The sequence below is a fragment of the Mucilaginibacter sp. Mucisp73 genome (genome assembly GCF_059491465.1).
This window is the reverse complement of the sequence record NZ_CP168507.1, coordinates 5,158,295-5,171,827: the sequence shown is the minus strand read 5'-3', so window position 1 is coordinate 5,171,827 and position 13,533 is coordinate 5,158,295. Positions and strand designations below refer to the sequence as shown.

Here is a 13,533-nt window from a genome sequence, read left to right as displayed (position 1 = left end):
AAAAAGAATTTAGCATTACAGTTTATACAGCTTAAATGGACAGCAATAAAAAATACTGGAAAGGTTTAGAAGAACTAAACAGAACACCAGAATTTGTTGAGAAAAATAAGAACGAATTTGCAGAGCCAATTCCTATCGAGGAAGTGCTTAGCGGATCTGGTTTATCAGCTAAAACTCCCCGCCGCGACTTTTTAAAAGCGCTTGGTTTTGGTGTTGGTGCGGTTACATTGGCAGCTTGTCAGAAAGTGCCGGTGCATAAATCAATTCCGTACCTGATCAAACCTGAAGAGGTTACCCCGGGTGTGGCTAACTATTATTCTTCAAGCTACGAAGGCCAGGCTATTTTGGTTAAAACCCGAGAAGGTCGCCCTATCAAAGTAGAAGGTAACCCTAACGACGTGTTTTCAAAAGGTGGTTTAAGCGCTCAGGCCCAGGCTTCGGTACTTGACCTATATGATGTTAACCGTTTAAAAGACCCTAAGTTAAAAGGTGTCGAAGCAGGTTGGACAGAGGTTGATGCTTATGTAATGAAAGAGCTTGCAGCTGTTGCTGCATCAGGCAAAGGTATCCGTTTGGTTACTTCAACCGTATACAGCCCTTCAACCTTAGCAGTTATTGCCGAATTCATCGCTAAATACCCTACTACAAAACATATCAATTATGATGCGGTTTCCTACACCGGTATCATTCAGGCTAATCAAAACAGTTTTGGTAAAGCAGTATTGCCTCACTACAATTTTGATAAAGCCGATGTAATTGTGAGCTTTGGTGCTGATTTCTTAGGTACATGGATCTCTGGCGAAGAATTTACCCGCCAGTACGTTTCAAACCGTAACAGCAAATCGCTGGCCAACAAAAAAATGTCTCGTCACATTCAGTTTGAAACTGGTATGAGCATGACCGGTACTAACGCCGATGCCCGTATCACTACCAAGCCATCTGAAATTGGCGTTGCATTAATAAACCTTTACAATGCAATCTCTGGTACTACTTTACCTGGTTCAAAAGCAACCGGCAGCAAAAAAGTTGATACCGCTATTCAGTTAGCCGCTAAAGAATTAGTAGCAGCTAAAGGAAAAGCATTGGTTGTTTCAGGTTCAAACGATGTTGCTACACAAGTATTGGTAAACGCTATCAACTCATTGTTAGGTAGCTACGGTACTACTATCGATTTGGATAACCCATCAAAACAATACGCTGGTAATGATGCTGCATTTGTTGAGTTTGTAAGCGAAGTAAAACGTGGTGATGTTGGTGCGGTATTATTTTTGAATGCTAACCCTGCTTACGATTACTACAAAAATGATGAGTTTAAAGCAGCGTTGAAAAACGTTCGTTTAACGGTATCATTTGCTGATCATGCTGATGAAACAGCTTTATTAGCTACAGTTAACGCTCCAAACCACCATTACCTGGAAACATGGGGCGATGCTAATGCTGTTGAAGGTTACTACACTGTAATACAGCCAACAATTAACCCGGTTTATAATACCCGCCAGGCAGAGCACAGCTTACTGGTTTGGATGGAAAACCCAATAAAAGATTACTACACTTACGTACGCAAAACCTGGGATTCAGGCTTGTTGGCAAAAGGCGGCTTGTCTGGTCAAAAAGGCTGGGAAACCTTGTTGCAAACAGGTATGGTGATAGCAGCTCCTGCTACAGCGGGTGCTTACAGCTTTAGCCTTGACCTTGCCGGCGTAACACAAAAAATATTAACCCAAAGCAAAGCTGTTACTGCAGATGGTGACAAATTTGAGTTACAACTTTATGTAAGCCAGGCTATAGGTGATGGTAAACGTGCCAACAACCCATGGTTGCAAGAACTTCCTGATCCGGTTTCAAAAGTTACCTGGGATAACTTTGCTGCCATGTCAATTTCTGATATGAAGAAATTGAAACTGGAAGAAGGTGATGTGATAAAAATTGAAGCTAACGGTTACTCAGTTGAGTTACCGGTATTAGCCCAGCCTGGTCAAACTCAGGGTACTTTATCAGTTGCTGTAGGCTATGGCCGTACAAATGCTGGTCCGGTAGGTAACAACGTTGGTAAAAATGCTTTCCCATTCTTTAGCTTAAGTAATGGTACTTTCCAAACTGCTGCTGTAGCGTCATTTAAATCGGCTGGTTACAAATCGCCGCTTGCACAAACACAAACCCACCACTCGTACGAGGGCAGGAACGTGATCCGCGAGGCTACTTTTGTTGAATACAAAAAGAACCCTGCTGCAGGAAGCGGTAATGAGCACGGTCGTAAAGATTACAACGCCGAATCGCTTTGGGATAACCATGATCGCCCTGTTTATGACTGGGTAATGGCTATCGACCTTAACGCTTGTACCGGTTGCGGTGCTTGTGTGGTTGCGTGTTCTGCAGAAAATAACATCCCGGTTGTAGGTAAAGATGAGGTTTCACGTCGTCGTGAAATGCACTGGATCCGTATCGACCGCTACTATAGCTACAATGACCATGGCAATAGCGAAGAAGCAGTTACCAAAGAAAAGGAAATTGATAAGCTTGAGAACTTTGACAATGTATCGGTTGTTCACCAGCCAATGCTTTGTCAGCACTGTGACCACGCACCTTGCGAAACTGTGTGCCCGGTATTAGCTACCGTTCACTCGTCTGAAGGTTTAAACCATATGGCTTACAACCGTTGCGTAGGTACACGTTATTGCGCTAACAACTGTCCGTTCAAAGTACGTCGCTTTAACTGGTTCAACTACTGGAACGATGCACGTTTTGATAACTACCTGCAAGGTGAGCATACACAATTAGTACTTAACCCGGATGTGGTTACACGTTTCCGTGGTGTTATGGAAAAATGCTCAATGTGTATCCAACGTATCCAGGCTGGTAAACTGAAAGCTAAAATTGAAAAACGCCCGCTTAAAGATGGCGAAATCAAAATGGCTTGTCAGCAAACATGTTCTGCCAACGCTATCGTATTCGGTAACAGGAATGATCCTAACTCTGAAGTTTCAAAAGCACTTGCAAGCGAAAGAACTTACTACGTGCTTGAAGAACTTAACGTACAGCCAGGTATTGGTTACCAGACAAAAGTTAGAAATATAATAGAAACTGAAGCTCAGGCATAAATTTTTATATACAGAGATTAAGATATATGGCATCTCATAGTGAATCAATAATAAGGGAACCGTTAATTACGGGTAAGGACATCACGTATGCAAAAATTACGAATGATGTATTACGCCCTGTAGAAAATATGCCGGGTAAAGCCTGGTGGATCGGCTTTAGTGTAGCCTCGCTTGGCGCCTCGCTTTGGGTTTTCGCAATCAGCTGGACCTTCTGGTTCGGTTTGGGCGAATGGGGCCTGAACAAAACAGTAGGATGGGCCTGGGACATTACCGGTTTCGTATGGTGGGTAGGTATCGGTCACGCCGGTACGCTTATCTCGGCGGTATTGTTACTGTTCCGTCAAAACTGGCGTAACTCTATCAACCGCTCGGCCGAAGCGATGACAATCTTCGCGGTAATTTGTGCGGCTACTTATATCGCCGCTCACATGGGCCGCCCATGGATGGCCGTTTATTCATTACCGTTGCCAAACCAGTACGGTTCATTATGGGTAAACTGGAACTCGCCTCTGATCTGGGACGTATTTGCGATCTCAACATACTTCTCGGTTTCATTGGTATTCTGGTACACAGGTTTATTGCCTGATATTGCTACCATCCGTGACCGTGCACAAGGTATCCGCCGCCGTATCTACTCGGTATTGTCATTCGGCTGGACAGGTTCAGTTAAAACCTGGCAACGTTTTGAAACAGTATCATTGATCCTGGCAGGTGTTTCAACCCCACTGGTACTTTCGGTGCACACCATCGTATCAATGGACTTTGCAACTTCATTGGAACCGGGATGGCACACTACCATCTTCCCTCCATACTTCGTTGCGGGTGCGATCTTCTCGGGTTTCGCCATGGTACAAACCCTATTGCTTATTGCACGTAAGGTTTTAGGTCTGGAAAACTACATCACCATGTTCCACATCGAATCGATGAACAAGATCATCATGTTAACCGGTTCGATAGTAGGTGTGGCTTACTTAACAGAGTTGTTTATCGCTTTCTACTCTCAAAACGAATATGAGCAATATGCTTTCGCAAACCGTATCGCCGGTCCGTACTGGTGGGCTTACTGGAGCATGATGACCTGTAACGTAATTACCCCGCAGCTGTTCTGGTTCAAAAAGATCCGTACCAATATTCCGCTATCATGGGTATTATCAATCGTGGTTAACATCGGTATGTGGTTTGAGCGTTTCGTAATTATCGTTACCTCACTGCACCGCGACTTTATACCATCAAGCTGGGCTATGTTCTATCCAACCTGGGTTGACGTAAGTGTGTTCATCGGTTCAATCGGTGTATTCTTTACCATGTTCCTGTTGTTCATCAGGGTATTACCTTCAGTGGCTATGGCCGAGGTGAAATTACTGTTGAAGAGCTCAAGCGAGCAGGCTAAGAAGAAACTTATGGACGAAGGCCATGTTGTACCGGCCGAAGCAGAGTTTTACATCGCTTCGCTGGAGAAATTTGATAGTGTTGAACAGTCTGAATACTTAAAAGCATAATACTAATGAGTAGCACTAAATATATATTAGGCGTTTTTGATGATCCCGATGAAATGATGCATGGGATTGATAAGCTGCAAAAGAACAGCGTACCTATTTATGACGTTTATACGCCTATGCCTATCCACGGTATTGAGGCTAAATTGAACATTAAGGATTCGCGTTTAGGTTATGCAGCATTTATGTTCGGTTGTTTGGGCGGTACCATTATGTTCAGCATGGTTTATTATATGCTTGTTCATGATTGGCCTATCAATATCGGTGGTAAAAACTTCTTTGCTATCCCGGATTTTATCCCGGTTACATTTGAGTGGACGGTATTATGGACTTCATTTGGTATGACCTTTACTTTCTTCTTCGCAAGTCACCTTTTCCCGGGCCGCGCGCCAAGGGTAATGGACCTGCGTGCAACTGATGATAAGTTTGTGATAGCAATCAATGCTAAAGGAAACATTTCTCACGATGATATAACTAATTTACTAAAAGAAGCGGGCGCTACAGAAGTTAAGCATAACGACAGAAAATATGTTAGCTATGAATAAAATTAAAATATTAGGAACAATTGTTACTATTATCGCTGCTTCGATAGTTTTTACATCGTGCAAGGATAAAAGGAGTACCGGCTGGGAGTATGCACCTAATATGTACGAGCATTTGGCATACGATCCGGATCAGAAAAATAATAATTTTAAAGATGGTAAAACCGCTCAGTTACCACCTGCCGGAACTATCCCGGTTGGCTTTACCAAATTTGATTATCCAAATACCAAAGAAGGTTATGAATTAGCCAGTGTTGAGGTTAAATCTGTACTGGCACAAACTCAGGCTAATTACGCCGAAGGTAAGATTTTGTTTGAGCACTTTTGCTCACCTTGCCATGGTGTTAACGGTCAGGGTGACGGTTTAGTGGTACAGCACGGTTATCCGGCCCCTCCATCATATTCAAAAGGCCAGTCATCACGCGGTGGTAACATGAAAGACCTTACAGACGGTAAAATTTATCATACCATTACTTACGGTGTAAATGCTATGGGTTCATACGCTTCTCAGCTTGCTCCCGAAGAACGCTGGAAAGTGATCATGTATGTTCACCATTTACAAACCTTATAAGAAAAAGATATTAATGAAGACTCATAATAATTTTGACGGGCAATACGAATTTGTCGGCAAAGCCAAAACATGGAGCTTAATATGCATCGTGATTGGTTTGGTTGCCATACTTGGTGGCTTTGCGCTTGGCTACGCTGAGCGTACCTTTGCCAACCTGTTGCTAATGACCTATTACTTTGCAGCGGTTTGTATGTGCGGTATTTTCTTTTGCGCCGTGCAATATGCAGCACAAGCTGGTTGGTCTGCATCAATGATCAGGATTCCACAAGCTTTTGGTAAAGTTTTGCCGATAGCAGCAATTACTCTTATTGTGGTAGTTATCGCAGGGTTTTCATTAACACATACGGTAACCAACGAAGAAGGTAAGCAGGTTGTAGCTCCTTACCTGTACAAAATTTGGGCTGCTGCCGGTGTTACTGATCCTCATAACGAAAATTACAACGCCATTATAGCTGGTAAAGCAGGTTACATGAATAAAGTTGGATTTATAATCCGTTTAATTTGCTTCCTTGGTTCATATTGCATATTTGGTCGTTTATTGGCTAAATATTCAGAAGCGGAAGATGATTTGGGAGGCATGTTCTACTACAAAAAGAGCTTTAACATGTCATGCTTATTCCTGGTGATCTTTGGTTTTACTACACCAATATACGCTTTCGATACCATCATGTCATTAGAAGCAGAATGGTTCTCAACTATGTTTGGTTGGTATAACTTCGCAGCAATGTGGGTTAGCGGTTTATCTGTTATTACACTTACATTAATCAGGTTAAAACGTATTGGTTACTTTGAATGGGTTTCAGAAGATCATATGCATAGCTTAACCAAGTTTATCTTCGGTTTCTCTATCTTCTGGACTTACGTATGGTTTGCTCAGTTCTTGTTGATTTACTATGCTAACATGCCTGAGGAAACAGTTTACTTCTTTAAACGCTGGGAGCCTGAGTTTAAACCTTGGTTCTGGATTAACATCGTAGTTAATTTCCTTACTCCTTTATTAGTGTTGATGTCACGTGACTCTAAACGTATCTATCGTACTGTTGAGATTATGTGTATTATCCTGATTGTTGGTCACTGGTTAGATTACTTTATGATGATCATGCCTGGTACAGTTGGCCCAACTTCATCATGGTTAACTGAGATTGGCCCGATTGAGATAGGCGTGTTCTTAGGTTTCGGAGGTTTATTTACCTTCACTGCGATGACAGCTTTAACCAAGTTCAAATCGTTAGTTCCTAAAAAACACCCGTTCTTACAGGAAAGCCTTCATCATCACATATAATAATTATTACATTTGCACCATATACAGAATACCAAACAGCTTACTAAAATGGGATTCAGAAAACTAATAAATTCTAAAAAACTACTATCGTTCTTCGCTGCGTTTATGCTTCTGGGCACAAACCTGCTGATGGCGCAAACTGCGGCAGGTGCTGCTCCGGGCCAGGAAGAGGCCCCTAAGGTTGACTGGACCGGGATTGCGTATTATGTGCTTATATTTTTCCTGATCTGCTTAGGCGTTGCCATTGTTGGTAAAATCCTCAAGATCTACGATCTTACTTTAAAGATGCAGGGCAAAAAAGGCATTAAGTGGAATACCGTGATGGCTGTAATTTGTATTGTTTTCCTTTTTGTAGGTTTATACGGTGCTTACTGGTCATTTACCGAACAGGGCAGTATGACATTGCCTGAAGCCGCTTCGGCTCATGGCGTTAAAATAGATGAGATGTTTACAGTCACTACTGTTTTAACAATGATAGTATTTTTTGTTACCCAGATCCTGCTGTTTACATTCCTGTTCCAATACCGTCATTCTGATAAACGTCGTGCGCACTTCCTGCCACACAATAATACCATCGAAAAAGTTTGGACAATTGCACCAGCCATCGTTCTGACTATCCTGGTTGTGTTTGGTTTCTTTACCTGGCAGAAGATCATGAACAGCGAAAATCTTAAAGATGATATCAATATCGATGTAACCGGTCACCAGTTTGCCTGGGAATTGCGTTACCCTGGTAAAGATGGTGTATTAGGCCCTAAAGATTTCCGTTTGGTTACAGGCGCTAACTTGTTAGGTGTTAACTTTAAAAAGAAAAGCAGTTTTGATGACTTGAAGGTTGATACTATGTATCTGCCGGTTAACAAATCAATCAGGCTGAATATCCTTGCACAGGACGTGATCCATAGCGTTTATATGCCTCACTTCAGGGTTCAGTTGAACGCGGTACCTGGTTTACCAACCTTCTTTAAATTTACCCCGACTATTACTACCGCAGAAATGCGTACCAAATTAGACGACCCTAAATTTGAATATACCCTTTACTGCAACAAAATATGCGGTGGAAGCCATTACAACATGCAAAAAGTTGTACGTGTTGTTTCTGAAGCCGAATATCAGTCATGGCTGTCAAGGCAAAAGCCTTACCTCAATGATGCTTTAAGAAAAGAGCTTCATTTTGCAGCAGCAAACAACGAGCAAAGCGGTGCTTCAACAAATAGGTTAGCGTTAAATAATTAATAAAGATAAGAAATAGAGATATGTCAACATTAGCAGTTCACGACCACGCAGGAGCCCACCATGACGAACACGGTCACGAACACCATCATGACCAATCATTCCTGTCTAAATATGTATTTAGCATGGACCACAAGATGATTGCCAAGCAATTCCTGATTACAGGTATTACGATGGCAGTTATCGCAATGATTTTGTCAATCCTGTTTAGGATCCAGCTTGCTTACCCTGATAAAACATTCCCGCTGTTAACAACTTTGTTAGGTCGTTTTGCACCTAACGGTCGTATCAGCCCCGATTTTTACCTTGCTTTGGTTACCATACACGGTACTATCATGGTATTCTTCGTACTAACTGCCGGGTTGAGCGGTACTTTTGCCAACTTATTAATTCCATTGCAGGTAGGTGCACGTGATATGGCGTCGCCTTTCATGAACATGCTTTCATACTGGTTCTTCTTTTTAGCCAGCGTTATCATGTTGTCATCTTTCTTTGTACAAAAAGGACCTGCCAGCGGTGGCTGGACAATCTATCCGCCATTATCTGCATTGCCAAAAGCAATGCCTGGTTCAGGTGAGGGTATGACCCTTTGGCTGATCAGTATGGTACTGTTCGTTGCATCATCACTAATGGGTGGTATCAACTACGTAAGTACCGTATTAAACATGCGGACAAAAGGCATGGATCTTTGGAAAATGCCATTAACCATTTGGGCTTTATTCCTTACTGCTATATTAGGTATCCTTGCTTTCCCGGTTTTAGTTGCCGGTGTAGTATTGTTGATATTTGACCGCAGCGTTGGTACAAGCTTCTATTTATCTGATATCGTATTAAACGGCGTACAGCAACCATTTGAAGGTGGTAGCCCGATCCTGTTCCAGCACTTGTTCTGGTTCCTTGGTCACCCGGAAGTATATATCGTTATTATGCCTGCGATGGGTATCTCATCTGAGGTAATGTCAGTAAACTCACGTAAACCAATCTTTGGTTACCACGCGATGGTTTACTCTCTGATCGGTATCACTGTATTATCGTTTATCGTATGGGGCCACCACATGTTTGTTACAGGTATGAATCCATTCCTGGGTGGTGTGTTCATGATCACTACGTTGATCATTGCGGTTCCGTCGGCAGTAAAAACATTTAACTGGTTAGCTACACTTTGGCGCGGTAACATCAGGTTTACGCCTGCTATGCTGTTCGCTATCGGTATGGTATCGTTCTTCATCTCTGGTGGTTTAACAGGTATCTTCCTGGGTAACGCTACTTTGGATATCAACTTACATGATACTTACTTTGTGGTTGCCCACTTCCACCTCGTAATGGGTTCGGCTGCTATATTTGGTATGCTTGCAGGTGTTTACCACTGGTTCCCTAAAATGTTCGGCCGTATGATGGACGAGAAATTAGGTTACCTGCACTTCTGGTTAACATTTATCTGTGCTTACCTGGTATTCTTCCCAATGCACTTTATGGGTCTTGACGGTGTTCCACGTAGATATTATGCCTTCACCGAATTTGCTTCAATGCAAAAATGGTTAACCATCAATACATTTGTAACCTGGGCTGCTATTATCGCCGCACTTACCCAATTTGGTTTCCTTTATAACTTCTTTGTATCTATCTTCAAAGGACAAAAAGCAACTCAAAACCCATGGGAGTCAAATACACTTGAATGGACTACTCCTGTTGAGCACTTACACGGCAACTGGCCGGGCGAAATTCCAACCGTTTATCGTTGGCCATATGATTACAGCAAACCAGGTGCAGAAGAGGATTATATCCCTCAAACTGTTCCTTACTCGCAAACTATGAGCTCAAACCTTCCGCACGATTTTGAAGATAATCCTGCAGGTTTGGAAGAACTTAATAAGTTTACAAGTACGCTGAAAGCAAACGAACAAGTAAAATAATTTAATACTTATCTGATCTTTTAGGGTACCGGTTAAGTCTTAAGTCGGAAGTTTTGAGTCCTAAGTTAAGCAGCTTTGAACTTAAAACTTAGAACTTCCGACTTAATAAGGTACCCTAAATTTTTAGAAACATTTAAATGAGCACAGCCGCAAAAAATAGGTTTCAAAAGATCAATATTACAACCATTGTTCTGCTCTTTGTTTTGATTCTTGCCGGTGGTGTTGTGCGTAGCTCAGGTTCAGGCATGGGATGTCCCGACTGGCCAAAATGTTTTGGAAGGTACATTCCGCCTACTGATATAAGTGATCTGCCTAAAGATTATAAACAGAAATACGTAGCCAAACGGGTTGAAAAGAACCAGCGTTTTGCAAAAACACTTGATGTATTCGGTTACAGTGATCTGGCAAAACGCATTCGTGAAGATCGCTCTATTCTTGTGCCAGAGGAGTTTAACGCAGGCAAAACATGGACTGAGTATATCAACCGCCTTATTGGTGCTTTATCTGGTTTTTTTCTTTTGCTTTCTGTTGTTTTTTCATTCAGCTATTGGAAAACGGATAAGAGGATAGCCATCCTGAGTATTTTTAATCTGGTGCTTGTGGGGTTTCAGGCGTGGTTAGGCTCAATCGTGGTATCTACCAATTTGGTTGCCTGGATTGTTACTGTACACATGCTTTTAGCACTGGCTATCTTAGCTATTTGTATTTACACTTATCACGTAGCGCGGATTTCGGGTAAAAGTACTTCAGGGTCGTCACTTTTGGCTTACGTTATAACGCTTGCTGCACTGTTTGTAAGTATTCTGCAAATTGCTTTCGGAACCGAGGTACGTGAGAAAATAGATGCGGTTGCCAATCATTTTCAGGGAGGTTACCGTAAAGATTGGATCACTAATGCCGGCGAGATATTTCAACATCACAGGGATATAGCCATTTTGGTGTTGATATTGAACGTTACTTTGTTTGCTTTGATCCGTAAAGGCTTTAACAGGCATTCTATTCAGCAGCAGCTGATGAGTTTTACATTTTTAATGATCACGTTGCAGATAGTTACCGGGATCTTGTTATCATATCTCGCATTGCCGCCTGTTGCCCAGGCTGCACATATTGTATTGGCGAGTTTAATATTTGGGGCACAGTTTTATTTGCTTTTGAATTTATTTCAGGGTGTTAAGGGTAGGGAGGTAAGCAGATGAAATGGGCTGATTTTTCAAAATTGATCAAAACAAGACTTACTACATTGGTGGTATTTTCGGCGTCGATATCATTTTTAATCGGATGTCGCGCAAATGGCCATATTGTTTGGATTGATTGGGTAAAGCTTATTATAGGTGGTTTCCTGGTTACATCGGCAGCCAATGCCTTTAACGAAATCATCGAAAAAGATTTGGATAGGCTGATGAAGCGTACTATGGACAGGCCAATCCCTTCAGGCAAAATGACCACGGGGCAGGCATTGGTATTAGGTTTAGGCATGGGCATGGCCGGCACTTACTTGTTAGGCAGCTTAAAACTGTTAACCGGCTTACTATCTGTATTTTCGATTTTATTGTATGCATTTGCGTATACGCCTTTGAAACGCAAATCGGGTATTGCAGCAGTTTTTGTTGGCGCTATCCCCGGAGCATTGCCGCCGCTTATAGGCTATGTAGCTGCGCAGGTGCATGGTAGGATAGACGAAATAGCTTTAATCTTATTCTCTATCCAGTTTATCTGGCAGTTTGTTCATTTCTGGGCTATTGCCTGGGTTTTGGATGATGATTACAAGCTCGCAGGTTTTCGCTTGTTGCCGTCAGGTAAAAGAGATTTAACAAGTGCGGTAATTACGTTTATATTTGCCATCGTTTTAGTACCCGTAAGTTTATTGCCAACCTTTTACGGTTATGGTGGTTACTGGGTAGGCGGTGTATCGCTGATATGCAGCTTAATATTTTTATATCAGTCATTTATGCTGTTACGTACCCGGCAAATACCCGAGGCTCGTAAATTAATGTTCGGCTCGTTTTTTTACCTGCCGGTAGTTCAGATAATGTTTTTAGTAGATTTTATAGTTAAGTGAGATGATGGCAAGGATGGAACAAGATAACGACAGGCTGAACCTTGGTGCCAAAAAGTTTAATATGTGGATCTTCATATTCACATCATTTATGCTTTTTGCAGCTTTTACCAGCGGCTTTATCGTTTATTCGGGAGGCAGCGGGCACGGTTTAAATGTGATCATGCCGCAGTCGTTTTTGTATAGCACTATTGTTATAGTGTTAAGCAGCGGCTCGTTGTTTTTAGCGTCAAAGGCTGCCAAGGCGTTGCAGTTTGACAAACAGAAGCTGTATTTATGGATCACATTGGGCTTAGGGCTGGCTTTTTTTGCCTTACAGATCTATGCCTGCTATGTGTTAACCTTCAAAATGCAGATCTATTTTGTTGATCCTAATGCTTCACGCTCCTTTGTTTATGTTTTTGTTGGCGCGCATTTGGTACACATTTTTGCGGCGCTGTTATTGCTAATAAATACACTTATAGGTACATACCGTAATATCCCCCAGGTAAGGAATATGTTTAAGATGGAATTAACTTCCATTTTCTGGCATTTTCTCGATATTATATGGATTTATCTCTATGTTTTTTTACTTTTGAATCATAATTAATACACCCATAGATTAGTACAGATGAGTACAACAGTTTCACAAATTGACGAAGTAAAAACTTCGCCCTGGTCGGGAGGAAGATCCCCGTTCAACGTGGAGTACGGAAAAATAATGATGTGGTTTTTCCTCCTTTCGGATGCATTTACCTTTTCATCGTTATTGATAGCTTACGGTTCATTGCGTTTCAGCGCAAGCGTATGGCCAGGTGCGGATAAGGTTTTTCAATCAGTACCCGGATTAGTTGATCACGGTGCACCATTGGTGTTTGTGGGTTTAATGACCTTCATCCTCATTGCAAGTTCTGTTACTATGGTATTGGCTGTAGAGGCGGGCCATCGTAATGCTAAAAAAGAGGTAGTAGGTTGGATGATAGCTACAGTGATAGGCGGTTTCATGTTCCTTGGTTGCCAGGCTTTGGAATGGGGACATTTACACCATGAAGGTTTCTGGTGGGGAAGTGTTCCGCCTGCCGAAGAACTTAAAAAGTTATTTACCGGCGGCACCGAAGCTGTGCAGCATATGACTTCGCAGGAGTTTGCTAACTTGTTCTTTACTATCACAGGTTTCCACGGTTTCCACGTATTTACAGGTGTTATTATCAACATTATTATTACAGTAAACGTGTTAATGGGCACATACGAAAAACGAGGCAGTTATTTAATGGTTGAAAAGGTTGGTTTGTACTGGCACTTTGTAGACCTTGTTTGGGTATTCGTATTTACATTCTTTTATTTAGTTTAAAAATATTTATCA

The 13,533-nt window shown here is 41.9% G+C and carries 11 protein-coding genes; all 11 read left to right on the top strand.

Annotated elements, in window-relative coordinates; all coding sequences use genetic code 11:
- Positions 1 to 35 precede the first annotated feature (35 nt).
- The 11 genes from ACEN82_RS21320 to ACEN82_RS21270 all read left to right on the top strand — a co-directional run bounded on the left by ACEN82_RS21320 (position 36) and on the right by ACEN82_RS21270 (position 13,521).
- Positions 36 to 3,098, top strand: coding sequence for a TAT-variant-translocated molybdopterin oxidoreductase (locus ACEN82_RS21320; RefSeq protein WP_413318755.1), 3,063 nt, complete (start codon positions 36 to 38; stop codon positions 3,096 to 3,098).
- Positions 3,099 to 3,124: 26 nt separating this feature from the next.
- Positions 3,125 to 4,597 (top strand): NrfD/PsrC family molybdoenzyme membrane anchor subunit, encoded by a 1,473-nt coding sequence (nrfD, locus tag ACEN82_RS21315; RefSeq protein WP_091165019.1) that lies wholly within the window; start codon positions 3,125 to 3,127, stop codon positions 4,595 to 4,597.
- A gap of 5 nt (positions 4,598 to 4,602) precedes the next feature.
- The gene (locus ACEN82_RS21310) at positions 4,603 to 5,139 is read left to right on the top strand and encodes a DUF3341 domain-containing protein (protein ID WP_090530157.1); all 537 of its coding nucleotides are present in this window, start codon (positions 4,603 to 4,605) and stop codon (positions 5,137 to 5,139) included.
- The gene (locus ACEN82_RS21305) at positions 5,123 to 5,707 is read left to right on the top strand and encodes a c-type cytochrome (RefSeq protein WP_090530154.1); all 585 of its coding nucleotides are present in this window, start codon (positions 5,123 to 5,125) and stop codon (positions 5,705 to 5,707) included. The genes ACEN82_RS21310 and ACEN82_RS21305 overlap by 17 nt, the downstream gene beginning before the upstream one ends.
- Positions 5,708 to 5,720: 13 nt before the next feature.
- Positions 5,721 to 6,989, top strand: a complete 1,269-nt coding sequence (locus tag ACEN82_RS21300; protein ID WP_090530151.1) for a quinol:cytochrome C oxidoreductase — start codon at positions 5,721 to 5,723, stop codon at positions 6,987 to 6,989.
- A 48-nt stretch (positions 6,990 to 7,037) separates the two neighbouring features.
- Entirely contained in the window at positions 7,038 to 8,225 is a 1,188-nt protein-coding gene (locus tag ACEN82_RS21295) for a cytochrome c oxidase subunit II (RefSeq protein WP_090530148.1), read from the top strand.
- 20 nt (positions 8,226 to 8,245) lie between these two features.
- A complete protein-coding gene (locus ACEN82_RS21290; protein WP_175490027.1) occupies positions 8,246 to 10,135 on the top strand; it encodes a cytochrome c oxidase subunit I in 1,890 nt (629 codons plus the stop codon).
- A 137-nt stretch (positions 10,136 to 10,272) separates the two neighbouring features.
- Positions 10,273 to 11,331, top strand: a complete 1,059-nt coding sequence (locus ACEN82_RS21285) for a COX15/CtaA family protein (RefSeq protein ID WP_413321067.1) — start codon at positions 10,273 to 10,275, stop codon at positions 11,329 to 11,331.
- Positions 11,328 to 12,194, top strand: a complete 867-nt coding sequence (cyoE, locus tag ACEN82_RS21280) for a heme o synthase (RefSeq protein WP_413321066.1) — start codon at positions 11,328 to 11,330, stop codon at positions 12,192 to 12,194. The genes ACEN82_RS21285 and cyoE overlap by 4 nt, the downstream gene beginning before the upstream one ends.
- A 1-nt stretch (position 12,195) precedes the next feature.
- Positions 12,196 to 12,780, top strand: coding sequence for a cytochrome c oxidase subunit 3 (locus ACEN82_RS21275; protein ID WP_223266290.1), 585 nt, complete (start codon positions 12,196 to 12,198; stop codon positions 12,778 to 12,780).
- Between the two features lie 21 nt (positions 12,781 to 12,801).
- Entirely contained in the window at positions 12,802 to 13,521 is a 720-nt protein-coding gene (locus ACEN82_RS21270) for a cytochrome c oxidase subunit 3 (protein ID WP_090530134.1), read from the top strand.
- Positions 13,522 to 13,533 lie beyond the last annotated feature (12 nt).

Bases quoted from the DNA above. Each gene is read 5' to 3' on its own strand.
- ACEN82_RS21300 (WP_090530151.1), top strand. From the start codon at position 5,721: ATGAAGACTCATAATAATTTTGACGGGCAATACGAATTTGTCGGCAAA.
- cyoE (WP_413321066.1), top strand. From the start codon at position 11,328: ATGAAATGGGCTGATTTTTCAAAATTGATCAAAACAAGACTTACTACA.
- ACEN82_RS21310 (WP_090530157.1), top strand. From the start codon at position 4,603: ATGAGTAGCACTAAATATATATTAGGCGTTTTTGATGATCCCGATGAA.
- ACEN82_RS21275 (WP_223266290.1), top strand. From the start codon at position 12,196: ATGATGGCAAGGATGGAACAAGATAACGACAGGCTGAACCTTGGTGCC.
- ACEN82_RS21305 (WP_090530154.1), top strand. From the start codon at position 5,123: ATGTTAGCTATGAATAAAATTAAAATATTAGGAACAATTGTTACTATT.
- ACEN82_RS21320 (WP_413318755.1), top strand. From the start codon at position 36: ATGGACAGCAATAAAAAATACTGGAAAGGTTTAGAAGAACTAAACAGA.
- ACEN82_RS21295 (WP_090530148.1), top strand. From the start codon at position 7,038: ATGGGATTCAGAAAACTAATAAATTCTAAAAAACTACTATCGTTCTTC.
- ACEN82_RS21290 (WP_175490027.1), top strand. From the start codon at position 8,246: ATGTCAACATTAGCAGTTCACGACCACGCAGGAGCCCACCATGACGAA.
- nrfD (WP_091165019.1), top strand. From the start codon at position 3,125: ATGGCATCTCATAGTGAATCAATAATAAGGGAACCGTTAATTACGGGT.
- ACEN82_RS21285 (WP_413321067.1), top strand. From the start codon at position 10,273: ATGAGCACAGCCGCAAAAAATAGGTTTCAAAAGATCAATATTACAACC.
- ACEN82_RS21270 (WP_090530134.1), top strand. From the start codon at position 12,802: ATGAGTACAACAGTTTCACAAATTGACGAAGTAAAAACTTCGCCCTGG.